The organism is Roseateles depolymerans (assembly GCF_003387155.1).
Taxonomy (GTDB): domain Bacteria; phylum Pseudomonadota; class Gammaproteobacteria; order Burkholderiales; family Burkholderiaceae_C; genus Roseateles; species Roseateles depolymerans.
In genome coordinates this window covers 12,273-35,698 of the sequence record NZ_QUMT01000010.1, presented here as the reverse complement: position 1 = coordinate 35,698, position 23,426 = coordinate 12,273, and the positions used below count along the sequence as shown (strand labels likewise).

Below are 23,426 nucleotides of genomic sequence, written 5' to 3'. Positions count from 1 at the left end.
CACTTATAAAAGGTGGCATCGCTGAAGCCGCCCTGCCGGCAGAGCTCCTTGACCGGCATGCCTGCTTCGGCTTGCCTGAGGAAGCCAATGATCTGTTCCTCGGTGAATCTGCTCTTCTTCATGTCCGTCATTCTCCTGGTTGACGGACTTCACTGCCTTGACGTTGGTACGGCTGGAAGGGGGCAGGTCATCGAGGCCATCTCAGCATCAAAACAAGGGGCGGCAAGTTCAAGCAAACACGTTCATGGTCATCACCGTCAAAGCCCTTGCAACACATCGGTGAAATACGACGGGTATCGCTGCAACACCTCCGAGACAACGTCTCGATGCTCTGCGAGAGCCGGGATAAAGTGGTGCCCCGCGTAGCCGAAGAGCGACAGCGACAAGGCAACGTCGTACGCGATGAATCGGTCCGCAAGACCAGCCTCGTAGACAGACACGGCCAGCTTGCTTGGCAGGCCGTATTTCAGCGCCTTCTGGAACTCCGTCAACGATGCCGTGCCCTCCGAGTTGAGCCCGGTTGCACCGAACAGGAACTGCCCAATTGCGGCGACTACCAGCGAGCAGTCAAACCCTAAGCATCCCTCCAAGAAATCCAACACATCGGCATCGCTCACCTTGCGCCGACGCTTCTCTCCCCATGGTTTGGTTGCCTCTGTAGCTTTCGCAAACGCTATGAGGCCTTGATAGGTGGAGCCCTGTATCCACCCCTGCGCCAGCTGAAATGGAACCTCAGGCGGCTCCGTCCCTGTGAGAATCTTGTTATCGACGACCTCCAAAAACAAAGACCATACCGCGCGCAGCCACTCGTCATTTGTCGTCAGCGCTCGCAACAGCTCCGCGCGTTCACTCACCCACGCCTCAACGCGGGCAGCATCTAGCACGCCCAACAGCGTCTTGGCGTAAGTAGCCTGACGAGCTGGGTCTGGAAGCACCTGTTCAATGTGGGCGGCGGCCAGCTCGAACAGTCTGCCCAAAGCCGCCTTGGAGCCTTCATCGGCCAAAGCGTGGGCCAGGGTGGATTGAGCCAATAGTCGCACTCGAGGCGTTAGCTCTTCGAAGCTCTCCGCGCCGCGGTTTGCCATGAGATAGCTCTCGAGAGCGGTGACCAACTTCTGTCGCTTGGAAATCGCCTTGATGACGTCGACTTGCTTGAGCCCGTACTGCGGAAGGGCCGCCACAACCTCGTCCGCCCAAGCACTGAGCTGCTCACCCCGCAGGAAGTAGGCCGCAAGCAGCGCGTCGGTTGCCAGGGGCAAGCTTATGCCTTCGGGTGACGTCAATGGCGCCAGTAATGTCAGGAGCGAGCTTGAAGTCGCCTCTGCGTTCTCCGGCTGCATGAGCCCAATCGCGGCGTTCATGCGCCAGTCCCGCGCAGGCCAGCGGTCGACAACTCGCGGGTCCGCGAAGAGGACCAGACCTTCGGTGTGCATGCCTGCTCGACCGGCCCGGCCCATCAAATTCTGAAAGTCTCTTGTCTTGATTTGGTCTTCGCCCTGGTTCACTCCTGAAACGATGAGGTAGCGAATGGGGAGGTTGACGCCTTGGGCCAGCGTTGAAGTACAGACGACCAGCTTGATGAGCTCCCGCTGCATCGCATGCTCAATTGCCAGACGGAGGCCCTGAGGCGTCGTTCCATGGTGAACGAAGACGCCGAGCGCGGCGGCCTGAGCCACCGTGGACTCCGCACCGAAATGCATGGTCGCTAGATGGGTCAGAGTTTGAATCTCGGCAGCATTCGACACCGTAGCCGGCGGAGGCAACGCAAAGCCGCGGCCGTAGACCTCCACAGCGCGCTCGGCAAGACCGGACGCCGTATCCTTTCGTCCGCAGAAGACCGCCACAGCGCCGCTGGGAGCAAGTCGAATCCCAAGGTACAGCGACACGTCCTTCCACGAATCGTCGCCCTTCTCTGGGAAGAAGCGCACCTTGCGCTCCTTGCCCCGTAGCTGCAGTTCTTGGGCTTCAATCGCACGCGGGACGAAGTAGTCGGACTGCTCGTATGCACCCGACTCAAAGAACAGAAGTTGGCCGCGCTGCTCGGCCCATCTCGCGAACGCTACCGACCTAGCCGTAGAAAGCAGTCCGGTTCCGTCAACCACGTTTGGCTCGGCTCCAATGAGCCAGGTCCCCACGGCGGTTGCATTCGTGATGACGGCAGAAATGAGAACGGTCTGGGCAGCTTCCTGAAGCAAGCTCTTAATCTCCGTCAACAGCAGCTCGTAGGTGATGCCTCGCGCGCCGGTGTCGAACTGATGGCCTTCGTCGTAAACAACGAGACCAATGTGCGCAACCAGGCTGGGCTCCTGCCTCAGCACGTAGAGCAGCTTCTCGGGAGTCAGGACCAGCAGATTTCGGGTAGCAGGTGCAACCGCGCCCAGCAGCTCCGCGAGCTGGTCCACGAAATCCAATTGGAGCGCATCGGACAGCTCATTGACCTTGACGTCCTCCCCCTTGAACGCAAGCCTAAGGGAGCCGGCTATCTCGTGGCAAAGCGCGCGGAACGGCGCGACCAAAATTGCCACACGGGTCCTGTCAGCCAGGAACGCGCCCCTCAGGATGACCTCAACCGAGCGTGTCTTGCCTGCACTCGTTGGCATCTGAACGATGCCCGACCGACCAGCAAAAATACCTGCCTCTCCCAGCAGCTTCTGCGAAGGCCAAAGCTCTTTGGGAAAGCCGGCCTTTCGAATTGCGGGTGCCCAGTCTGCTGCGGTCAAACCGCTAAAACCAGGCAGTAAGTTCCAAGACGAACTCTCCAGGCGCGACTTCACTATGGCAGATGAGACCTCGGTCAGAACGACCTCGCGTGACGTGCCATTCGCGTAGGCTTGTCGTCGAAGCTCAAGTAAGACCTCTTCAACTGGCCGTGAAGCGGCTCCATCGTTGAAGTGCGCCCTAATCCTGGCCACCAGCTCAGCAAGCCAGCCACCGACGGGATGGGCAGCAAGGACGGGAACACGACGCCAGTCCGCTTTCAATGCCCAGACGAGTACCTGCTGTAGGGCATCGCCCGTATCGGCAGGAAGGCGGCGTGCAAGTACGAAGCTGCTGCCGGGTCGCTGCCCAATGAAATAGGCAGCAGACGCGAACAGCATCACTTCGTCAGAAATATCTTCATTGAAACGTGAGCTGAGGTAGGCATCGAAGAAACTAGCTGCAAAGCCAAGTTCGCTTCGTAGCTCAGCAGGCAAGTCGTGGTGCGGGTTGACTGCGTCGTTGAGGGATGCAGCCGCGTCCATAAGCGTGGCTATGGATAGTGGGAAAAGGGCTGCTGGCTCCACGCCTGCCGGCACGGCAATGTGAGTCTCTTCGGGCAGCCCGAGTTCGTACATCTTGCCCTTCGAGCGGGTGATTCCCAAGTACCGGCGACTGTTGAACTCAGGCCTCATCTGCGGCTCGCTGGTAGAGGTAGTGTGCCAACAGCATGAGCTTGCTACCTCTCACTGTGATGAGCCTGAGACTTCCACCATTATTGTGGGCAGCGATGCTCGTTCCTTTGAGAGAGTCAGCGTCAAACGAGTCGTCAGATAGAACTGCGGCCGCGCCTGAGAGCAGACGGTATGGCCGGTCGGCGACGTTCTGAAATCTCTGAACGACCAAGAGCTGCTCGTGCTGACCTGCCAAGTGCATCCGACGCTTCATCGCAGCCAGCGTTTCACCGGCACGTAGATAGTCCTTGCCCGAATCGTCGACAGCCACTTGGAGGCGGTTCGTGTATTTGCCTCCGCTGAGCTGAGCCTTGACCTCGAAGGTCAGCATTTCGTCGGTCGGTTGGTGCCCATGAGCGTTCCACCGGAAGCCAACGATGTCGACTCCCTTGACTGACTCGTTGCGAACGCTCTTCTCGGCGTACTTGGTGCGCGGCACCCAATAGCCGAGCATGAACTCGACGAAGTCTGAGATCAGCAACTCCGCAAAATCTCCGGAGCGAACACCTGGGCCTGGCGCGATGCTCTTGTCCGGGAAGACGAGGTCGATGAGGTACTCGGCGCGAGTTTTACCCGTACCGTGACGGAGAATGTCTATGTCGCTGTCGAGGCAGTACGTCTGCCGGAACCGCCAAGCCCAGTCCTTCAGGCAGGCCTCATCGGCTGGAACATCGAGCTCCCAAACCTCACAAGCCTCGCCGGAATTCAAGGTCAGCGACTCGTGCTGCTTCAAATATTGCAGATATGCCGGAGCTGGCACTGTGCATCCTCCCAGACGCTTGTTTTCGGCTCATCGTACGACGACTTTGGCGGTCGTTGGAAGGAGCCAGCGACGTCGCTCTGCTGTCGTCTGATACGCTCCAAAAAGACAGCAGAACACCAACACTTCGGCCGCGATGAAACCAAGCAGCATTCCGGCTCTAGTGGACGCTCTCGCTGCAGAGGTCAAAGCCCGCAGAGCCGAGTTGAGCTGCACCCAAGAGGATCCATCTGCGAAAAGCGGTCTTAACCGCCCCTACATCTCGCTGAGGGAGGTTGGCAGGAAACAGCTGACCTTGAGCGTCATCTTCCGCCTCGCATAGGGGCTGGACCTGATACTTGAGGAACGCGCCGGCCGCATCGAGCGTCGCTACTGTCGCCACATGCCCGACTAGAGCTTTGGGTAAGCCGGCTGCCGGCTCACCGAAGTTGCCCTTCAACCTGCGCAAGCAGGCGGTCTTGCGCCGCCGTAGCTTTTCGGAAGCTTGGTATGCCTGTGCCGACGTCCGCTTCGGGCACATTGCTGCCGCACGATTGCCAAATCTGACCGGCTGCAACCAGACCCTTCCGGACCTAGTAGTACCACACCTGACCCGAAATTCACGGCAATCAACTGCAACGCGCCAACTATCGACAACTGCGGCTTTCCGATAGTTGGCATGTCCGCCTGTCGCAGCAACAGACCAGCCGTTAGCGACTGCTTTTCGGCAGCGAGACCGGCGATTCGAAGATCTGCTCAGGGTCGATAGCTGCCAGCGACGACGCCCATTGCGAACGGCAGCACCCAGCCTGAAGCCGTCACTAAATTTGGCACTCTGAAGATCTGTCGCCAATCCGTAGGCGAAAAGCTGGACATTGAGTCCAACGACGCCGAAGAAGGCCGCTGCGCGGTCTCATCATCAAACGGACCGGGCACACGAATGTTGGCTTCACTGCCGCCCCCCTCACAACGGCAACGCCGTCGTGTGCTTCACCTCCTCCATCACCGCATACGTCCTCGTCTCCCGCACCCCCGGCAGGGTCCAGATCGACGCCCCGATGAATTCCCGATACGCGGCCATGTCCGACACCCGCGTTTTGAGCAGGTAATCGAATCCCCCCGCCACCAGGTGGCACTCCAGAATCTCCGGCCGCGACTGCACCGCCGCCCGGAAGTTGTCCATGACGTCATGCACCGTCCGGTCCAGCAGGATCTCGATGAACACCAGCATCGACGCCCCCAGCTTGGCCGGGTTCAGCCGCGCCTCATAGCCCAGGATGTAGCCCTCCCTGGTCAGCCGCTTCACCCGCTCCAGCACCGCGGTCGCGGACAGGTGCACTTCCTCCGCCAGCTTCAGGTTGCTGATGCGCCCATCCTGCTGCAGCACGCGCAGAATGCGCAGGTCAATCTTGTCCAGGTCGTCAGGCGGGTTCATGGCTGAATAAATGTCGGTGAAATGCAATTGGAACCGAATTTAATCCAGTCCGAGCCTGCCTACATTAGCGCCACTCACTAATCTGCCTCGAGTCTCGCTCCCGAGAGGACTGTCATGACCGCCTTCGCCCTGCCGCCGGAAACCTCACGCCTGCCGGACCCCTACCGCGACGAACTGCCGCTGGTGCGCGCGCTGGCCGAAGAGCTGCAAAAGCTCAACTGGGCGTCGGTCATCGATCAGGCCCGTCCCTGGGTGCAGCAGGTGCGCAACAACCCCGCCCCGTTCTGGGCGATGGAATCCCTGCTGCGTGAATATCCCATCACCAGCGCCGAGGGCCTGGCCCTGATGCGTCTGGCCGAAGCGCTGCTGCGGGTGCCCGACGCCGAAACCGCCATCGCCCTGACCGCCGACCAGCTTGGCCGGGCCGACTTCGACGGCAGCTCCGACGGCCCCCACAAGATGCTGGCCGGCCTGGCCGCCAGCGCCATCTCGCTGTCCAAGAAATTCCTGCCCGACGCCGAGTCCGACACCGGCCTGTTCAAGCGCCTGGGCGCGCAGACCGTGGTCGCCGCCACGGTGCGCGCCATCCAGTTGCTGGGCCGCCAGTTCGTGCTGGGCCGCAACATCGCCGAAGCCATGGCCGAGGCCGATGCGGCCCGCAAGGTGCAGCGGCAACTGCGCTTCTCCTACGACATGCTGGGCGAAGGCGCCCGCACCGAGCGGGATGCCGAGCGCTACCAGGCGTCCTACCTGGCCGCGATCGCCGCCATCGCCGGTGGCCGCCGTGCCGAGTCGCCCGAAGGCAGCGATGGCATCTCCATCAAGCTGTCGGCGCTGTTCTCGCGCTATGAAGTGCTGCAGCGCGAGCGCGTGTATGCCGAGCTGCTGCCCCGCGTCTGGCAACTGGTGGAAAAGGCCGCGCAGGCCAACATCAACCTGACCATCGACGCCGAGGAAGTCGACCGCCTGGAACTCTCGCTCGAACTGCTGGACGCGCTGGCCGCCCGCATCGCCGGTCATTTCCCGGACTGGCGCGGCTTCGGCCTGGCCGTGCAGGCCTACCAGACCCGTGCCCGCGCCGTGGTCGACGAAGTGGCTGCCATCGCCCGCAAGCATGGCCTGCGCTTCATGGTCCGCCTGGTCAAGGGCGCCTATTGGGATGGCGAGATCAAGCGCGCCCAGGAACAGGGGCTGCCAACCTACCCGGTCTTCACCCACAAGCCCCACACCGACGTGTCCTACCTGGCCTGCGCCCAGGCGCTGCTCCAGCATCACGACGTCATCTATCCCCAGTTCGCCAGCCACAACGCCGGCACCATCGCCGCCATCCTGCAGATGGCGCGGTCCCTGGGCGCCAAGTTCGAGATGCAGCGCCTGCACGGCATGGGCGAGGGCGTCTACCGCGAGGTGCTCAAGGACGGCAGCATTCCCTGCCGCGTCTACGCGCCCGTGGGTGAGCACCGCGACCTGCTGGCCTACCTGGTGCGCCGCCTCCTGGAAAACGGCGCGAACTCTTCGTTCGTGCATCAGCTGGCGGATCCGCTGGTGGCGCCCGAAGAGCTGCTGGGCTCCCCGCTGACCCTCATCCAGAGCCAGCCCAGCCTGCCGCTGCCGTTCGACCTGTTCCGCAACAACACCGGCCGCGGCCGCGACAACTCCCGGGGCCTGGACCTGGCCGTGCCCGAGCACCGCCAGCCCCTGCTGGACGCGCTGGCCACCTGCCAGGTGCCCATCCTGGCCGAAGCCACTGACGCCGATGTGGACGAGGCCATGACACGTCTGAAGGCCGGCTTCCCGGCCTGGAATGCCACGCCGGTGGCCCAGCGCGCCGCCGTGCTGCGTCGTGCTGCGGATGCCCTGCAGGCCGCGCTGCCGGCCTACTGCGCCTTGCTGGTCAAGGAAGCGCACAAGAGCTTTGGCGATGCCATCTCCGAGGTCCGCGAGGCCATCGACTTCATGCGCTATTACGCCGATGAAGCCGAACGCCTGTCCGACGACGGCGTGGCGCTGAACGGACGCGGCGTCTTCGTCTGCATCTCGCCGTGGAACTTCCCGCTCGCGATCTTTGCCGGTCAGGTGGTGGCCGCGCTGGCCGCTGGCAACAGCGTGGCCGCCAAGCCCGCTGAGCAGACGCCCGTGGTGGCCCGTGAGTGCGTGGCCCTTCTGCACGCCGCCGGCGTGCCGGCGGATGCGCTGGCCCTGCTGCATGGGCAGGGGGAGACCGTTGGCGCCCGACTGGTCGCGTCGCCGCACACGGCCGGTGTGTGCTTCACCGGCTCCACGCAGGTGGCCCAGATCATCAACCGTCAACTGGCCAGCAAGCCCGGCGCCGGGACGCTGCCGCTGATCGCCGAGACCGGCGGCCTGAACGCCATGATCGTGGACTCGACGGCCCTGCCGGAGCAGGTCATCGATGCCGTGGTGCAGTCCGCTTTCCGCAGTGCCGGCCAGCGCTGCTCCGCCCTGCGCCTGCTGGCGGTGCATGAGGCCGTCGCCGACGGGGTCATCGAAATGCTGCGCGGTGCCGTCCGCGAATTGCGGGTGGGCGACAGTGCCAACCTGGCCACCGATGTCGGCCCGCTGATCGACGACGAGGCCTTCCAGTCCATCTCCGGCGAAGTGCAGCGCCTCAAGAGCGGGGCCCGGGTCATCGCCGAGGCCTCCGTGGCGGATGGCGGCCCGCGCCTGCTCGCGCCGATCGCCGTCGAGCTGTCGGGCATCCAGGATCTGAAGAAGGAAATCTTCGGCCCGGTGCTGCATGTGGTGCGCTGGAGCGGGGACGTGGAGAACGTCGTCCGCCAGATCAATGCGCTGGGCTATGGCCTGACCCTGGGCATCCAGACCCGCATCGACAGCCGCGCCCTGCGCCTGGCCTCTGAGGCCCGCATCGGCAACGTCTATGTGAACCGCAACATCATCGGTGCGGTGGTGGGCGTGCAGCCGTTCGGCGGTGAAGGCATGTCCGGCACCGGTCCCAAGGCCGGCGGTCCGCACTACCTGCTGCGATTTGCAGCGCCGGCCACGCCGACGCCGGTGGTGGACGAAGCCCCGGCGGTCCTCACGCTGTCGGCCGGCGCGGATCTGTCGGGCCTGTTCCAGGCGCATGAAGCCTGGGCCGCGCGGGCACTGGCCGAGCGTGCCTCGCTGATCGAGCGTGCCGCAGCCGGACAGGGGCCGGACGTGACCCAGTCCTGGCAGGACATCGCCCGCTGGGCCCGCACCGCACTGGCCGACCAGTCGCTGCCCGGACCCACGGGTGAGAGCAACGAACTGCGTCTGCATGGCCGCGGCGTGATGGCCGTGCTGGCCCAGGGCCTGACGCCGTTGGAACTGGCGCGTGCTCTGGCTGCCGCATTGGTGGCCGGCAATGCCGTGGCGGTGGTGGGCGGCAGCGATGTGGCCCGTGAACTGCGCGAGGCGCTGCTGCGCGGCGGTGTAGCCGCCGCTGCGGTGGCGCTGCTGCCGGCGGATCAACTGGTGCCGGTGCTGGCCGCGAAGCAACTCGCAGGCGTGGTGGCGCCCGCGACGCTGCTGGCGTCGGTGCAGCGGGCGCTGGCCAGCCGCGACGGTGCCATCCTGCCGGTGATCCCGGCGGCCGAGGCGGGTCATCCGCGTCAGCTCTATCGCTTTGTCGCCGAGCAGACGCTGACCATCAACACCGCAGCGGCGGGCGGCAATGCGGCCCTGCTGGCAGGCGTGCACTGAGTCGCTACACTGCCGCCCATGAGCTCCTGCATCGCATTCATCGGTGGTGGCAACATGGCCAGCGCCATCTTGGGCGGCTTGCGCCGGGCGGGTCATCCGTCGGGGGACTTGCTGGTGGTGGAGCCCATGGCCGCCCAGCGCGACCGGCTCCAGCAGGAGTTCGGGGTGGTCGCCCTGGCCGAGGCGGATGCCTCGCTCAGCCGGGCCAGTACCGTGGTGTGGGCCGTCAAGCCGCAGCTGTTCCAGGACGCCGCTGCGCCGGTGGCTCCGCACGTCGGTGGCGCGCTGCAGTTGTCGGTGATGGCCGGTCTGAGGACGGAGGCGATTGCCACGGCCACCGGGGGCGCCCGGGTGGTGCGGGGCATGCCCAACACCCCGGCGCTGATCGGCGCTGGCATCACCGGCCTGTTTGCCGGCGACGGTGTGTCGGATGCGGACCGCGCCGTGGTGGACCAGTTGCTGCGGCCCACCGGCCGAACGGTGTGGGTGCGGCAGGAGTCGGATCTGGACACAGTCACCGCACTGTCGGGCTCCGGACCGGCGTATTTTTTCTATGTCATCGAACACATGGTCACGGCCGGCGTGACGCTGGGCCTGGATGAAGCCCAGGCTCGCGAGCTGGCCCTGGCCACCTGTGCCGGCGCTGCGTCGCTGGCGCTGCAGTCCGACGAATCGCCTGCCCAACTGCGGGCCAAGGTGACCTCCAAGGGCGGTACGACGCATGCGGCGCTCACCCGGCTTGAAGCCGAAGGCGTCGGCCAGGCCATCCAGCATGCCGTGGCTGCCGCGCACCATCGCGCGCAGGAGCTGGGCGATGAATTCGGGCGTCCGCCCATCCCGAACTGATCCTCGACCGGAATGGGCATTGCCGACCGTTGGGGGTTGCGCGCCTGGCTGCGCGCCCCTGGATCCCTGAGCAAGCGCCTGGCTGCGACCGGCCGCCGCTACGAAGTGCAGGTGCTGCGCCAGGGTGTGGCGCCCCTGCGGGCGGCCGAACGGGCCGCGCTGGGCCTGCCGCGGCGCGGATGCACCGTCGTGCGCGAGGTGCTGCTGCGGGTCGATGGGCAGCCACTGGTCTGGGCGCGGTCCGCGGTGCATGCCAGTGCGCTGGCGGGCCCCTGGAAGGCGGTCAAGGGGCTGGGCGCTCGTCCGCTGGGGCATCTGCTGTATGAAGATCCCCGCATCCATCGCAGTGAGCTGCAGCCCAGGCGCTTGACCCGTCATGGTCACACCCGTCGCCAGATGGCCCGGCAATGGCAGGCTGCCATCGGCGAGACGCCGCCCACGCAGATGCTGTGGTCGCGTAATTCGGTGTTCACGCGGCACGGCATGCAACTGCGAGTGATGGAGCTGTTTGTGCCGGAGGTGGCACAGCGCTCGCCGGGGCCGCTGCGGCTCAAGCGTCGGCGGCGCTAAAGCATCGGTAAGGCAGCCGTGACCTCCTCTCCTTCACGTTCGCGCCGGATCGGGTCGGCCTTGCGACAGTGGGTCCAGGCGTTGCGACCAGCGCCCATGAAGGTGGATGGGCGGGAGCGGCTCCGTGTGGTGCTGGGCGCCTGCATCGGGCTGCTGATCACGGCGGGATTGAGCGAGTGGCTGATGCCGCACGGGGGCGGTGTTCCCTGGCTGGTGGCGCCGCTGGGGGCCAGCGCCGTGCTGGTGTTCGGCGTGCCGGCCAGTCCGCTGGCCCAGCCTTGGGCGGTGGTGGCCGGCAATGCCGCATCGGCCCTGGTGGGCATCGCATGCGTGCACGTGCTGGGGGCCTGGCCGGAAGTGGCTGCGGCGGTCGCGGTGGCGCTGGCCATCGGGCTGATGTTCCTGCTGCGCTGCCTGCATCCGCCCGGAGGTGCCGCGGCGCTGCTGATGGTGCTGGCGGGTGTGAAGGACTGGTCCTTTGCCGCCGAGCCGGTCCTGCTGAACTCGTGCCTGATGGTGGCCGCCGGCATGGTCTACAACACGCTCACGGGACGTCGGTATCCGCATCCGCAAGGGGCGATGCCACCGGCCGCGCCCGTGGCCACCCCAGCCCCGGATCCCGCCGGCAGCCTGTTCAGCGAAGCCGACCTCGACGCCGTGCTGGCCCGCTACAACCAGGTGCTGGACGTGCCCCGGGACGACCTGCGCGACATCCTCAACGAAGCGGGTCTGATGGCCTCCCGCCGACGCATCACCACCCTGCGCTGTGCAGACGTCATGTCGGGCGACCCCAAGGCGGTGGAGTGGGGCACTCCGCTGCAGGACGCCTGGGCCTTGCTGCGCGAGCACCGCATCAAGGCATTGCCGGTGATCGACCGGGCGCGCCGGGTGGTGGGCATCGTCACGCTGCACGACTTCATGCGTGAGGCCTCGCTGGACCTGCATGAGGACTGGCCCACCCGCCTGCGCCGGTTGCTCACCCCCAGCCCGTTGACGCACAGCACCAAGCCGGAGGTGGTGGGGCAGATCATGACCCGCCAGGTACGGGTGGTCAGCGCGGACCGGCCATTGGCGGAGCTGGTGCCGCTGTTCGCAGCGACGGGCCACCATCACATCCCGGTGGTGGGGCCGGAGGCTCGCCTCGTGGGCATCCTGACCCAATCGGACCTGGTCGCGGCACTGGCCCGCATGGACGCGCTCTGACGCTCCCGCAGGTGCGGGGGGCGGCTGATCGACGCCGTGCGGTTCGTGCATCCCCGGGTGTCTACACTTCCGTCGCGCAGTCCACCCGCCATGCGCCATCGCCGTTGTGTTCCCACCGAACCCGTTGTGCCCCGACCCCATGGACATCGATCCCGAAGAGCTGATTGAAAACGCACGCCAGGTGAATGACCTGCCGCCGGAGCCCGAGAAGCCGCGCTCGCGGCTGAATGCCACCGTGGCAGTGACGGTGGCGATCCTGGCCACCTTCATGGGCATCTGCAAGGTCAAGGACGACAACATCGTCCAGGCCATGCAGCAGGCCGAAGCCGACCGCATCGACCACTGGGCCTTCTACCAGGCCCGCAACATGCGGGAAGAACTGGCCCGCTCGACGCTGGTGCAACTGGAGCTGCAGGCCGCGGTCTGGCCGGCATCACCGCCCGCGTCTGCGGTGCAGGCGCATCAGAAGGCGGTGGATCACTACCGCGCGCTGGCCGAGGAGCAGAAGGTCAAGAAGGAAGAAGTGCGGCAGCAGGCGCTGAACGATCAGAAGACCTATGACGCGCTGAACTACCGGGATGACCAGTTCGACCTGTCCGACGCGCTGCTGGCGATTGCCATCGCCATGCTGGCCATCACGGCGCTGACGCAGATGTGGATGCTCTATGCGGCGGCGCTGGTGCCCACCGTGCTGGGCGTGGTGATGGGGCTGGCCGGATTGGGCGGCTGGGCGCTGCATCCGGATGCGATCGTGCGGCTGCTGTCCTGAGGCTCCGGCCCAGGGGGTGGCGAGGCAAGGCTGCTGCGGGGCCTGAACGGGTCGGAGCCCCCGCGCGTTGCCTACTGGCGCCAGGTCTCAGCGCAGCGCCAGGTCCAGCACCGTGCCAGCGAAGGTGGCAAAGCCCACCCAGTGGTTTTCGCGGAAGGCGCGGAAGCAGCCTTCCCGGGTGCGGTCCTTGATGAGCCGGTAATGCCACACCACCTGCGCAGCGGCCACGGCCAGACCGGCCAGGAACCAGTGACCCATGCCCAGCTGCAGGCCCAGGAGTGCCCACAGGCCCAGCGACAGCACATAAAAGCTCATGATGCCGATCACATCGAATCGGCCGAGCGTGAGGGCAGAGGTTTTGATGCCGATGCGGATGTCGTCGTCCCGGTCGACCATCGCATATTCCGTGTCGTAGGCCAGCACCCAGAACAGGTTGGCCACGAGCAGGCCCCAGGCGGCCAGCGGCACGGAGGCCTGCACCGCCTGCAGCGACCATTCCCGTCCGCCCTGGACCGCCGAGAAGGCCATCGGGATGCCGAAGGAGAACGCAACGCCCAGCACCGCCTGCGGCATCGACACCCAGCGCTTGGTGAACGGGTAGAGGATGGTCACCGCCAGCGCGGCGAAGGACAGCAGGATGGTGGGCGCGTTGGTGGTGAGCACCAGGCCGAAGGCGATCAGGGACAGCGCCGCCCCCAGGGTGAGCGCCTGACGGACGGTGATCTGCCCGCTGGTGACGGGGCGCTGGGCGGTGCGCTTGACGTGCTTGTCGAAGTCCCGATCGGCCACGTCGTTGACGGCGCAGCCGGCGCTGCGCATGAGGAAGGTGCCCAGCACGAAGACCAGCAGCAGATGCCAGCCCGGCCAGCCGTCCGCCGCCATCCACAGAGCCGCCAGGGTGGGCCACAGCAGCAGATAGGTGCCCGCCGGCCGGTCCCAGCGGATCAGGTTCAGGTAGAGGGAAAGCCGGGATGGCAGGCCCGGGGAGGGAGCAGCGGAGTTCATGCGGTGATTGTCACGCCTGCCACGCCCCCAAGGTCAGCGGAGCTTGCGCCGAAGTTCAGGGGTGGGCAGGTCGGCGGCTGACCTGTGTCGCTATGGACATCAGAAGTTGAGTTCCTCGAGCTCTGCTTTTGTGAGGCCCCTCACCCGCTGGCCCTCATTTCGCGCGTGCCACTGAGTGAGTGCTGGATCACGCTCGTTCAATAGGTCGGTCAGCGTGGCTCCCGGAGCAATGGCATCCAGGTAACGCAGAACCTGACCCAGGGCGATGCCGGGCTCGCCGCGCTCAATCCGGTAGGCCGTGTTTCGGGACACGCCTGCGCGGATAGCCGCATCAGACTGCCGGATTTGGCGAGCTTTTCGCAGGCGCGTCAGCAAGCTGCCGAGTTGTTCGGCCTGACGCAGGAGGTGGTCAGGTGTCGAGGCGGTTAGAGAGGTTTTCATGCTCGTGATATCGAGCCTTAAGTGGGTTAAGGATCGATTTATCGAGCATTCTGCCCCGACCGCCGCATCCGCTCCCACAGCGCGCCGACCTCTCCCACCAGCCCACGCCGGAAGCTCAGCACACACAGGATGAAGATCAGCCCCGTCACCAGGCTGACCGACTCGCCCAGCCCCGCGAACCACTGGATGCCGGTCAGCCCGGCCAGCCATTGGCCCAGATCGCCGATCTTGTTTTCCAGCGCGATGATCAGCAGCGCGCCAATGATCGGCCCCACCATCGTGCCCATGCCGCCCACCAGGGTCATCAGGATGACCATGCCGGAAGTGGTCCACAGCGCATCGGTCAGCGTGGCGAAGCCCAGCACCAGGGTCTTGGTCGCCCCGGCCAGCCCCGCCAGCGCCGCCGACAGCACAAAGGCCAGCAGCTTGAAGCGGTCGGTGTCGTAACCCAGGGAGATGGCCCGCGCCTCGTTCTCCCGGATGGAGGTCAGCACCTGGCCGAATGGGGAGTGGACCGTGCGGTAGATCAGCCAGAACGACAGCGCAAAGATCAGCAGCACCAGGTAGAAGAGCGTCGTGTCGTTCTCCAGCGAAATCCCCAGCACAGCGCCCCGTGGCACCGACTGCAGTCCATCCTCCCCGCCGGTGAACGACGCTTGCAGGAAGAAGAAGAACAGCATCTGCGCCAGGGCCAGCGTGATCATCGAGAAATAGATGCCCGAGCGCCGGATGGCCAGCAGCCCGAACACCAGCCCCGCCAGCGCCGCCATCGCGGTGCCGAACAGGATGCCCAGCAGCGGCGGGAAGCCCCACACCTTCAGGGCATGCCCGGCCGCATAGGCCGCCGTGCCCAGAAACGCCGCATGCCCGAAGCTCAGCAGCCCGGTGAAGCCGATCAGGAGGTTGAAAGCGCAGGCAAACAGCGCATAACACATGACCTTCATTGCGAAGATCGGATACACCCCCAGCCACGGCAGCAGGGCCACCGCCGCCAGCAACACCGCATAACCCGTCGTTTTCTTGTCCATGACCTGCCGCATCCTGATGGGATTCACTTCTCTTTGCCGAACAGGCCAGCCGGTCGCACCAGCAGCACCAGCGCCATGACCACGAACACCACGGTGTTGGAGGCCTCCGGATAGAACACCTTGGTCAGGCCTTCCACGATGCCCAGCCCCAGCCCGGTGAGGATGGATCCGAGGATGGACCCCATGCCGCCGATCACCACCACCGCAAAGACCACGATGATCAGGTTGGACCCCATCAGCGCATTCACCTGCAGGATGGGCGCGGCCAGCACACCCGCAAAGGCGGCCAGGGCCACGCCGCCGGCATAGGTCAGCGTGACCAGGCGCGGCACGTTCACGCCGAAGGCCTGCACCAGCCGCGGGTTCTCGGTGCCGGCCCGCAGCGTGGCGCCCAGCGACGTCTTCTCGATCAGCGCCCACACGCCCAGGCAGACCACCAGCGACGCCACCACCACCCAGGCCCGGTAGTTGGGCAGGATCATGAAGCCGAGGTTGGTGGCACCCGCCAGCGCATCCGGCACGGCATAGGGCTGCCCGCCCACGCCGTAGAACGAGCGGAAGATGCCCTCGATCACCAGCGTGATGCCAAAGGTCAGCAGCAGGCCGTAGAGATGATCCAGCTTGTAGAGCCACTGCAGCAGCAGCCGCTCGATCACCAGCCCGAACACCCCGACGATCAGCGGGGAGAGCACCAGCATCAGCCAGTAGTTGATGCCGAAGTACTCCAGCCCCATCCACGCCAGGAACGCGCCCATCATGTAGAGCGCGCCGTGGGCGAAGTTGATGATGTTGAGCATGCCGAAGATGACGGCCAGTCCCAGCGACAACATCGCATAGAACGAGCCGTTCACAAGCCCGAGCAGCAACTGGCCCAGCAAGGCGGGCAGGGGCACTCCAAAGATGTCAGTCATTGCGCAGACCTGTGAGCGATGCGATGGACCTTACTTCTTCACCAGCGGGCACTTGGAATCGGCCAGCTTGGTGAATGCCTCTTCGCCGGGAATGCGGGTCACCACCTTGAAGTAGTCCCAGGGCTCGGTCGACTCCTTGGCGGACTTGACCTGCAGCAGGAACATGTCGTGCACGCCGCGGCCGTCTTCCTTGCGGATGCTGCCCTTGGTGTAGAAGTCGTTGATCGGCGTGGCCTTCATCTGGGCGACGACCTTTTCGCCGTCATCGGTCTTGGCCGCTTCCACCGCCTTGAGGTAGTGCATGGTGGCCGAGTAGTCGGCTGCCTGCAGCGAAGACGGCATGCGCTTCATCTTCTCGAAGAAGCGGCGGCTCCAGGCACGGGCTTCGGGGCTCTGGTTCCAGTACCAGCTGTCCGTCAGGTACATGCCTTCGGTGGTCTTCAGGCCCAGCGAATGCACGTCGTTGATGAACATCAGCAGGCCTGCCAGCTTCATCGTCTTGGTGATGCCGAACTCGTTGGCCGCCTTCACCGCATTGATGGTGTCGCCACCCGCATTGGCCAGGCCCAGGATCTGCGCCTTGGAGGTCTGGGCCTGCAGCAGGAAGGAGGAGAAGTCGCTGGCATTGAGCGGATGCTTGACGCTGCCCAGCACCTGGCCGCCGGACTTGGTCACAACGGCCGAGGTGTCGGCCTGCAGCGAGGTGCCGAAGGCATAGTCGGCGGTCAGGAAGAACCAGGTCTTGCCGCCCGACTTGGTCACCGCCGCGCCGGTGCCGTTGGCCAGGGCCACGGTGTCGTAGGCGTAGTGGATGGTGAAGGGCGTGCATTCCTCGTTGGTCAGCCGCGACGTGCCCGCGCCGATGGAGATGAAGGGCTTCTTCTTCTCCGCGGCCACCTTGGCCATGGCCAGGCTGGTGCCGGAATTGGTGCCTCCGATCAGCAGGTCCAGCCCCTGCGTGTCGAACCACTCCCGCGCCTTGGAGGCGGCCACATCGGCCTTGTTCTGGTGGTCGGCGAAGACGAATTCGATCTTCTTGCCCGCGACCATGCCCTTGGCATCGGCAATGGCCATCTTCACCGCCTCGACGCCGCCGGCGCCGTCGATGTCCGCATAGACGCTGGACATGTCGGTGATGATGCCGATCTTCACGACATCCCCCGAGATCTGCGCGCTCGCGCCCCCTGCGGCGCCCGCCAGCAGCAGGGCGGCGGCCAAGGGTTTGAGGGCGGCGGGTTGGGTCCGGACTTGCATGCTTGTCTCCTGGTTCGCGGCCTTATGGGAGGTGGCCTGTTGGGGGGAAATCACACACTCAGCAGCTGGTCGAGCAGGGCGCGCTTGGCGTCCAGCTCGGCCGCGGGAAAGGACTCGACGACCTGCCCGTGCTCCATCACCACAAAATGGTCCGCCAGCGGCGCGGCGAACCGGAAGTTCTGCTCCACCATCACGATGGTGAAGCCCTGCGCCTTGAGCGCGCGGATCATGCGGGCCAGGGCCTGGACGATGACCGGCGCCAGACCCTCCGAGATTTCGTCCAGCAGCAGGATGTCGGCGCCGGTGCGCAGGATGCGGGCCACCGCCAGCATCTGCTGCTCCCCGCCGGAGAGCCGGGTGCCGGGACTGTGCCGTCGCTCCGCCAGGTTGGGGAACATGGCGTAGATCTCGTCCTCCGTCATGCGCTTGCCGCGACCGCCTTTGAGCAGCGGCGGCAGGCGCAGGTTTTCTTCGGTGGTGAGCGAGGCAAAGATGCCGCGCTCCTCCGGGCAGTAGCCCAGGCCCAGCCGGGCCACGCGGTGGGTGGACAGGTGCACGCACTCCTGCCCATGCACCTTGATCGAGCCGCTGCGGCGGTCGGTCAGGCCCATGATGGCCCGCAAGGTGGTGGTGCGGCCGGCGCCGTTGCGGCCCAGCAGCGTCAACACCTGGCCCTGCGGCACCGCCAGGTCCACGCCGTGCAGGATGTGGCTCTCGCCATACCAGGCCTGCAGGCCCTTGATCTCCAGGGCGGGCGCGCTCATCCGTGCGCTCCCTGCAGTTCGGTGCTGTCCGAGCCCATGTAGGCCTCCAGCACCGCCGGATGGCGGGAGACGGTGGCGTAGTCGCCTTCGGCCAGCACCGCGCCGCGCGCCAGTACGGTGATGCGGTCGGCGATGGAGCTGATCACCTTCATGTTGTGCTCCACCATCAGCACGGTGCGGCCTTGCGCCACCCGCTTGATCAGCGCCGTCACCCGGTCCACGTCCTCGTGGCCCATGCCCTGGGTGGGTTCGTCCAGCAACATCAGCTCGGGCTCCATGGCCATGGTGGTGGCAATCTCCAGCGCCCGCTTGCGGCCATAGGGCAGATCGGCGGCGCGCAGCCCGGCGGCGTCCCGCAGATCCACCAGTTCTAGCAGCGCCAGGGCGCGGTCGTCCAGGGTCTTCAAGCCGGTCAGGCCGCGCCAGAAGTGATAGCTGGTGCCGGTGAAGCGCTGCAGTCCGATGCGCACGTTCTCCAGCACGGTGAGGTGGGGGAACACCGCCGAGATCTGGAACGACCGGATGACCCCGCGGCGGGCGATCTGGGCCGGCTTCTCGCCGGTGATGTCGATGCCGTTGAAGAGGATGCTGCCGCGCGTGGGAATGAGGAACTTGGTGAGCAGGTTGAAGCAGGTGGTCTTGCCGGCGCCGTTGGGGCCGATCAGGGCGTGGATGTGCCCGCGCTGCACTTGCAGGTCCACGGCGTCCACGGCGGTGAAGCCCTTGAACTCCTTGGTCAGTTTGCGTGTCTCCAGGATGAGTGTGCTCATCGGCGCAAGGGTGGGCATCGGTGTCCGGTGCCTCTGTAGTGGAGTGTGGAATTTAGGGTGCGGCCCGCCGCAGCGGCGAGCGTAAAACCCTTTACGTAGCATTGCGCAAGGGCTAACCCTCGGATGGGAAAGCGGCTTGCACCTGCGCCTGTCAGTTCGCCTCCGCTGGCTTTCAGCAGGCTGACAGGCGTGCCTGCGGACCCGTGTTCGCGCGGGGGCGACGCATCACTATCGGTGGGGCAACCCACTCAGTGGCTCTCCCCCAAAGGAGAAGGTCTTCTCCTGGGTCGAAGGCACAGCCTTGATGCTGTCGATATGCTGCGACCCCGTTGAGTCCCGCACGCACAACCCCTCTCACAAGGAGCGTTTAAATGATTCGTCTGACCCCTCGTTTTGCCACCCTCGGTCTGGCCCTTGCCCTGGCGGCGGCCGGCGTGCAGGCGGCCGCGCCGCAGATCAAGACCCAGGCCCCGGGCTACTACCGCATGATGCTGGGTGACTTCGAGATCACCGCCCTGAACGACGGCACGCTGGACCTGCCCGTCGACCAGCTGATGGACAAGGCCAAGCCCGGCACCGTGGTGAAGGCGCTGGAGAAGAGCTACCTCAAGCCGCCGGTGGAAACCTCGGTGAATGGCTACCTGGTCAACACCGGCACCAAGCTGGTGCTGATCGACACCGGCGCCGCGGGCCTCTTCGGGCCGACCGCCGGCCGGCTGCTGGCCAACCTGAAGGCAGCGGGCTACCAGCCCGAGCAGGTGGACGAGATCTACATCACCCACCTGCATCCGGACCATGCCGGCGGCCTGACCCAGGACGGCAAGCCGGTCTTCCCGAATGCCGTCGTGCGCATGGACCAGCATGATGCGGAGCATTGGCTCAACGAGGCCAATGCGGCCAAGGAACCGGAGGGCCACCGCGGCTTCTTCCCCGGCGTGATTGCCGCACTCAAGCCCTATCAGGATGCCGGTCGCGTGAAGACGTTCGACGGCGCCACCGACCTGATGCCCGGCTTCCGCGCCGTGCCTGCGCCGGGCCACACCCCGGGCCACACGGTCTACATGGTGGAGAGCAAGGGCCAGCAGATCGCGTTCTGGGGGGACATCATGCACGTGGCGGCAGTGCAGTTCCCCACGCCGTCGGTGGCCATCAACTTCGACAGCGATTCGAAGAAGGCCGTTCCCCAGCGTGAGAAGGCCTTCGCCGACGCCGCGAAAAAGGGCTACTACGTGGCCGTGGCCCATGTGTCCTTCCCGGGCATCGGCCATCTGCGCTCGGAAGGCAAGGGCTATGTCTGGGTGCCGGTGAACTACAGCATCAAACCCTGACCCCAGGCCGTTGAAGGTTTCGTTATGCTCCGGGCGCCTCCGTGGAGGGGGCGCCGTGGGGACTCTGCGAGTCCCTTCCACCTAGGGAGCAAAATGAAACCAAGCAAGAAAAATGGTCTGGCCGCACGGATGATGGCGGCGGGATTGACGGCAGGACTCACTGCAGGCCTGACCGCCGCTGGCGCGGCCCATGCCGACACACCGGACTCGGCGCTGACGCCGGGGCTGTACGGGCAGATGCTGATCGGCGGAGCCAAAGGCCACAGTGCCAACTACGACAGCGGCACCAGTCTGTCGGTGGGGTGGGGGCTGGGCTATCGCTTCACGCCCGAGCTGGGCGCTGAGCTGTTCCTGCGGGGCCTGGACTTTGACATCAGCCCCTTTGCATCGAACCGCACCGAGCCCTATCCCGAGCGTCATGCGGGCGTGGCGCTGACCGGGTCGCTACCGGTCAACAGCCTCTTCAACCTGACCGGACGCCTGGGGGTCGGAAGGACCACCCTCAAGCGCGACAACGGTGAAGACAGAAGCCGCACCAATGCGTCGCTGGGCGCCGGGGCGGCCCTGCAGCTGGGCAGCCATATGGCGCTGACCGCCGGGTACGAGCGCTACACCGGCATCAACGTCAATGTGTGGAACGTGGGGTGGGAGCTGCGGTATTGATCGGTCGCGCCGCGACCTGACCGGTGCGGCGCTATCCGTCCCCTCAAGCGTCCATCTGCTTCTGGAACACCAGCCCCGCATGCTCGCGCAGTGCGTGGAACTTGATCTTGGGCCAGTTCTCCTGCATGGCGCGCAGCTCGCCGGCATATTCCAGCAGCACAGTGGGCGCATTCACCGCGTCCCAGGCCACGCGGTGGGCGTTGTGGTCGATGAAGCGGCGCAGTTCCTTTTCGCCGCCATCGGCCTCGTCGCAGGTCACCCAGCGCGCCACGTTGTAGCGCGCGGCCGTGATGCGGGCCTTCACGTTGTACTCATGCTCGAGCCGGTGGGCCACCACTTCAAACTGAAGCTGACCCACCGCGCCCAGCAGCAGCACGCTGCCCGCTTCCGGACGGAACACCTGAATCGCGCCTTCCTCACCCAGCTGGCGCAGACCCTCACGCAGTTGCTTGGTCTTGAGCGGGTCCGCCACTTCCACCGACCGGAACATTTCCGGGGCAAAGAACGGCAGGCCGGTGTATTGCAGGGCTTCGCCTTCGGTGATGGTGTCGCCCAGTTGCAGCACCCCGTGGTTGGGGATGCCGATGATGTCGCCGGCAAAGGCTTCATCCAGCAGCTCGCGACGCTGGCTCAGGAAGCTCACCACCGTGTTGGGACGCAGCTCCTTGCCGGAGCGCACCACCTTCAGCCGCATGCCCCGCTCGAAGTGGCCCGAGGCCACCCGCAGGAAGGCGATGCGGTCCCGGTGCGCCGGGTCCATGTTGGCCTGGATCTTGAACACCACGCCGGTGAACTTGGGCTCTTCCGGCTGCACCACGCGCTGCATGGCGGCGCGCTCGGCCGGGGCCGGGGCCAGTTCCACCAGCGCATCCAGCACTTCCTGCACGCCGAAGTTGTTGACCGCCGAGCCGAAGAACATGGGCGTCTGCCGGCCGTTCAGGAAGTCGTCCAGGTCGAAGGTCGGGGCCGCTTCGTTCACCAGCTCGATCTCGCCTTGGGCGTTTTCATACTGCATGCCGAAACGCTCGGCATAGGCCGGGTTGTCCAGGCCGTCCAGCACTTCCTCGTCACCGGCGACCCGGTCTTCGCCCGGTGCGAACACCCGCATGCGCTTCTGGCGCAGGTCCATCACGCCATGGAAATGCTTGCCCATGCCCACCGGCCAGGTGAAGGGCACCACCGTCATGCCCAGTTCCCGCTCGATTTCGTCCATCAGCGCCAGCGGCTCCTGGACTTCCCGGTCCATCTTGTTGACGAAGGTCAGGATGGGCGTGTTGCGGGCGCGGCAGACCTGCAGCAGGCGCCGGGTCTGGGGTTCCACGCCGTTGGCCGCGTCAATCACCATCAGTGCCGCATCCACGGCAGTCAGCACGCGGTAGGTGTCTTCAGAGAAGTCCTGGTGGCCCGGGGTGTCCAGCAGGTTGATGACGCAGTCCCGGTATTCCATCTGCATCACCGAGGACGCCACGGAAATGCCGCGCTGCTTTTCGATCTCCATCCAGTCCGAGGTCGCATGGCGCGAGGCCTTGCGGGCCTTGACCGAGCCGGCGATCTGGATGGCGCCGGAGAACAGCAGCAGTTTTTCCGTCAGCGTGGTCTTGCCCGCGTCCGGGTGGGAAATGATGGCGAAGGTGCGACGACGGCGCACTTCGGACTGGATTCGGCTGGGTTGGTCGGTAGACATGGCGCGAAAAGTGGTCTCGCACCCGGGCCCGGGGACAGCCCCGGTCAGGCGCGCAAAAGCTGTGAAGGGCCCCGTAAGAGCCCCGTAAGAGGCCCCACAGGCCACAAAAGGACCACAAGCGGGGCCAAATGGGCAACGGGGCGCAAAGGGTCCGATGGGGCTGCCGAAGTGGCGAACCCGCAATTATGGGCGATGCCCGCCGATCAAGGCGGACCGGGGGGCGTGGACACCGCCATGAAAGGCTTCACCACCGCCATCAGGCCGTCCACATACTCGGTTTTCTGGCCGACGGGGGCGGCATGGCCGAGCACCTCACGGGCCGCCTGCTCACCGGCTTTCTCCCAGATGAGCCAGGCGGAGAGATACAGCGACGCCAGGCCTCCCCCCGCGGTGGCGACCGGTCCGCGGGCGTAGAACGGCTCGCTCAGCACCCGGATGCCGGCCTCCACCAGCCAGGGGCGGGCGCTGCCGTCGGTACAGGCGGGCACCTCGCCCAGCAGGCCCAGGCGGGCGGGCAACAGGGCACCAGCACCGTGGGCCGCAAAGCGCTGGCGGGTGGGGTCCAGTTGCAGCCGGTCCAGCAGGGCGGCGTTTTCCGCGATGGCCCGGGTGTACAGACCCGCACCGAACCATACGGCGTCCGCCTCGTTGGCCCACTCCAGCGGACGCTGGAGCTGCACATTCACCCCGTTCATCGACGTCACCATGCTGCCCGGGCCGCACAGCTCGGCGGACCAGCCCATCGGCTTGAGGCGATTCAACAGGCTCAGCGGCACAAAGCAGTCGAGCTCATTGAATCCGTCGAAGGAAAGAATGGCGATATGCATGGCGTGATGCGCGGGCAATGCCGCCGACTGTAGCGCTGCCGGGGCGCGGGCCC

General features: G+C 65.6%; 21 protein-coding genes. 8 read left to right on the top strand and 13 right to left on the bottom strand.

What is annotated here, in order from left to right; translation table 11 throughout:
* The 3 genes from DES44_RS24405 to DES44_RS24395 form a co-directional block, all read right to left on the bottom strand.
* Positions 1-122, bottom strand: a 122-nt coding sequence (locus DES44_RS24405; protein WP_147307016.1) for a transposase, incomplete at its 3' end; no start/stop codon positions are given.
* Between the two features lie 135 nt (positions 123-257).
* Entirely contained in the window at positions 258-3,335 is a 3,078-nt protein-coding gene (locus tag DES44_RS24400) for a DEAD/DEAH box helicase (protein WP_211326955.1), read from the bottom strand.
* Between the two features lie 46 nt (positions 3,336-3,381).
* A complete protein-coding gene (locus DES44_RS24395; protein ID WP_470406689.1) occupies positions 3,382-4,191 on the bottom strand; it encodes a Hachiman antiphage defense system protein HamA in 810 nt (269 codons plus the stop codon).
* Positions 4,192-4,327: 136 nt separating this feature from the next.
* Between DES44_RS24395 and DES44_RS26100 the strand changes: the two genes are divergently transcribed.
* Entirely contained in the window at positions 4,328-4,513 is a 186-nt protein-coding gene (locus DES44_RS26100) for a helix-turn-helix domain-containing protein (protein WP_335338541.1), read from the top strand.
* Between the two features lie 621 nt (positions 4,514-5,134).
* Here the strand turns inward: DES44_RS26100 and DES44_RS24385 are convergent.
* Entirely contained in the window at positions 5,135-5,605 is a 471-nt protein-coding gene (locus tag DES44_RS24385; RefSeq protein WP_058937099.1) for an Lrp/AsnC ligand binding domain-containing protein, read from the bottom strand.
* 114 nt (positions 5,606-5,719) lie between these two features.
* On the opposite strand from DES44_RS24385, the gene DES44_RS24380 reads away from it, so the two are divergent.
* From DES44_RS24380 to DES44_RS24360, 5 genes are all read left to right on the top strand, one after another.
* Entirely contained in the window at positions 5,720-9,310 is a 3,591-nt protein-coding gene (locus DES44_RS24380) for an L-glutamate gamma-semialdehyde dehydrogenase (protein ID WP_083525206.1), read from the top strand.
* An 18-nt stretch (positions 9,311-9,328) separates the two neighbouring features.
* Complete coding sequence (gene proC, locus DES44_RS24375) at positions 9,329-10,156, top strand: pyrroline-5-carboxylate reductase (RefSeq protein WP_058933241.1); 828 nt, start codon at positions 9,329-9,331, stop codon at positions 10,154-10,156.
* A gap of 12 nt (positions 10,157-10,168) precedes the next feature.
* Positions 10,169-10,726: a chorismate--pyruvate lyase family protein gene (locus DES44_RS24370; protein ID WP_058933242.1), complete on the top strand. Its 558-nt coding sequence runs from the start codon at positions 10,169-10,171 to the stop codon at positions 10,724-10,726.
* A 96-nt stretch (positions 10,727-10,822) separates the two neighbouring features.
* On the top strand, positions 10,823-11,929 hold the full coding sequence (locus DES44_RS24365; protein ID WP_058933243.1) for an HPP family protein: 1,107 nt from the start codon (positions 10,823-10,825) through the stop codon (positions 11,927-11,929).
* Positions 11,930-12,068: 139 nt separating this feature from the next.
* Positions 12,069-12,698 (top strand): DUF4337 domain-containing protein, encoded by a 630-nt coding sequence (locus DES44_RS24360; protein ID WP_058937100.1) that lies wholly within the window; start codon positions 12,069-12,071, stop codon positions 12,696-12,698.
* A gap of 87 nt (positions 12,699-12,785) precedes the next feature.
* Here the strand turns inward: DES44_RS24360 and ubiA are convergent, their stop codons facing one another.
* The 7 genes from ubiA to DES44_RS24325 form a co-directional block, all read right to left on the bottom strand.
* Positions 12,786-13,703 carry a 4-hydroxybenzoate octaprenyltransferase gene (gene ubiA / locus DES44_RS24355; protein ID WP_058933244.1) on the bottom strand — a complete coding sequence of 306 codons (918 nt, stop codon included), beginning with the start codon at positions 13,701-13,703 and terminating at the stop codon, positions 12,786-12,788.
* 99 nt (positions 13,704-13,802) lie between these two features.
* Positions 13,803-14,144, bottom strand: coding sequence for a helix-turn-helix domain-containing protein (locus DES44_RS24350; protein WP_058933245.1), 342 nt, complete (start codon positions 14,142-14,144; stop codon positions 13,803-13,805).
* A gap of 38 nt (positions 14,145-14,182) precedes the next feature.
* Positions 14,183-15,172: a branched-chain amino acid ABC transporter permease gene (locus DES44_RS24345; protein ID WP_058937101.1), complete on the bottom strand. Its 990-nt coding sequence runs from the start codon at positions 15,170-15,172 to the stop codon at positions 14,183-14,185.
* 23 nt (positions 15,173-15,195) lie between these two features.
* Positions 15,196-16,083 carry a branched-chain amino acid ABC transporter permease gene (locus tag DES44_RS24340; protein WP_058933246.1) on the bottom strand — a complete coding sequence of 296 codons (888 nt, stop codon included), beginning with the start codon at positions 16,081-16,083 and terminating at the stop codon, positions 15,196-15,198.
* A gap of 30 nt (positions 16,084-16,113) precedes the next feature.
* Positions 16,114-17,337, bottom strand: coding sequence for an ABC transporter substrate-binding protein (locus tag DES44_RS24335; protein ID WP_058933247.1), 1,224 nt, complete (start codon positions 17,335-17,337; stop codon positions 16,114-16,116).
* A gap of 50 nt (positions 17,338-17,387) precedes the next feature.
* The gene (locus DES44_RS24330) at positions 17,388-18,101 is read right to left on the bottom strand and encodes an ABC transporter ATP-binding protein (protein WP_058933248.1); all 714 of its coding nucleotides are present in this window, start codon (positions 18,099-18,101) and stop codon (positions 17,388-17,390) included.
* A complete protein-coding gene (locus tag DES44_RS24325) occupies positions 18,098-18,871 on the bottom strand; it encodes an ABC transporter ATP-binding protein (RefSeq protein ID WP_058933249.1) in 774 nt (257 codons plus the stop codon). The genes DES44_RS24330 and DES44_RS24325 overlap by 4 nt, the downstream gene beginning before the upstream one ends.
* A 371-nt stretch (positions 18,872-19,242) precedes the next feature.
* Here DES44_RS24325 and DES44_RS24320 point away from each other — a divergent pair, with 371 nt between their 5' ends.
* Together DES44_RS24320 and DES44_RS24315 are read left to right on the top strand one after the other, a co-directional pair.
* Positions 19,243-20,199, top strand: a complete 957-nt coding sequence (locus DES44_RS24320) for an MBL fold metallo-hydrolase (protein WP_058933250.1) — start codon at positions 19,243-19,245, stop codon at positions 20,197-20,199.
* Between the two features lie 93 nt (positions 20,200-20,292).
* Positions 20,293-20,862, top strand: a complete 570-nt coding sequence (locus tag DES44_RS24315) for a porin family protein (protein WP_170156743.1) — start codon at positions 20,293-20,295, stop codon at positions 20,860-20,862.
* A 43-nt stretch (positions 20,863-20,905) separates the two neighbouring features.
* Here the strand turns inward: DES44_RS24315 and DES44_RS24310 are convergent, their stop codons facing one another.
* A complete protein-coding gene (locus DES44_RS24310; RefSeq protein WP_058933252.1) occupies positions 20,906-22,546 on the bottom strand; it encodes a peptide chain release factor 3 in 1,641 nt (546 codons plus the stop codon).
* 203 nt (positions 22,547-22,749) lie between these two features.
* Positions 22,750-23,373 carry a type 1 glutamine amidotransferase family protein gene (locus DES44_RS24305; RefSeq protein WP_058933253.1) on the bottom strand — a complete coding sequence of 208 codons (624 nt, stop codon included), beginning with the start codon at positions 23,371-23,373 and terminating at the stop codon, positions 22,750-22,752.
* Positions 23,374-23,426: the final 53 nt, after the last annotated feature.

Coding starts and splice junctions, on each gene's coding strand:
- DES44_RS24400 (WP_211326955.1), bottom strand. CDS start 3,335: ATGTACGAACTCGGGCTGCCCGAAGAGACTCACATTGCCGTGCCGGCA.
- DES44_RS26100 (WP_335338541.1), top strand. CDS start 4,328: ATGAAACCAAGCAGCATTCCGGCTCTAGTGGACGCTCTCGCTGCAGAG.
- DES44_RS24385 (WP_058937099.1), bottom strand. CDS start 5,605: ATGAACCCGCCTGACGACCTGGACAAGATTGACCTGCGCATTCTGCGC.
- DES44_RS24380 (WP_083525206.1), top strand. CDS start 5,720: ATGACCGCCTTCGCCCTGCCGCCGGAAACCTCACGCCTGCCGGACCCC.
- proC (WP_058933241.1), top strand. CDS start 9,329: ATGAGCTCCTGCATCGCATTCATCGGTGGTGGCAACATGGCCAGCGCC.
- DES44_RS24370 (WP_058933242.1), top strand. CDS start 10,169: ATGGGCATTGCCGACCGTTGGGGGTTGCGCGCCTGGCTGCGCGCCCCT.
- DES44_RS24365 (WP_058933243.1), top strand. CDS start 10,823: ATGAAGGTGGATGGGCGGGAGCGGCTCCGTGTGGTGCTGGGCGCCTGC.
- DES44_RS24360 (WP_058937100.1), top strand. CDS start 12,069: ATGGACATCGATCCCGAAGAGCTGATTGAAAACGCACGCCAGGTGAAT.
- ubiA (WP_058933244.1), bottom strand. CDS start 13,703: ATGAACTCCGCTGCTCCCTCCCCGGGCCTGCCATCCCGGCTTTCCCTC.
- DES44_RS24350 (WP_058933245.1), bottom strand. CDS start 14,144: ATGAAAACCTCTCTAACCGCCTCGACACCTGACCACCTCCTGCGTCAG.
- DES44_RS24345 (WP_058937101.1), bottom strand. CDS start 15,172: ATGGACAAGAAAACGACGGGTTATGCGGTGTTGCTGGCGGCGGTGGCC.
- DES44_RS24340 (WP_058933246.1), bottom strand. CDS start 16,083: ATGACTGACATCTTTGGAGTGCCCCTGCCCGCCTTGCTGGGCCAGTTG.
- DES44_RS24335 (WP_058933247.1), bottom strand. CDS start 17,337: ATGCAAGTCCGGACCCAACCCGCCGCCCTCAAACCCTTGGCCGCCGCC.
- DES44_RS24330 (WP_058933248.1), bottom strand. CDS start 18,101: ATGAGCGCGCCCGCCCTGGAGATCAAGGGCCTGCAGGCCTGGTATGGC.
- DES44_RS24325 (WP_058933249.1), bottom strand. CDS start 18,871: ATGAGCACACTCATCCTGGAGACACGCAAACTGACCAAGGAGTTCAAG.
- DES44_RS24320 (WP_058933250.1), top strand. CDS start 19,243: ATGATTCGTCTGACCCCTCGTTTTGCCACCCTCGGTCTGGCCCTTGCC.
- DES44_RS24315 (WP_170156743.1), top strand. CDS start 20,293: ATGAAACCAAGCAAGAAAAATGGTCTGGCCGCACGGATGATGGCGGCG.
- DES44_RS24310 (WP_058933252.1), bottom strand. CDS start 22,546: ATGTCTACCGACCAACCCAGCCGAATCCAGTCCGAAGTGCGCCGTCGT.
- DES44_RS24305 (WP_058933253.1), bottom strand. CDS start 23,373: ATGCATATCGCCATTCTTTCCTTCGACGGATTCAATGAGCTCGACTGC.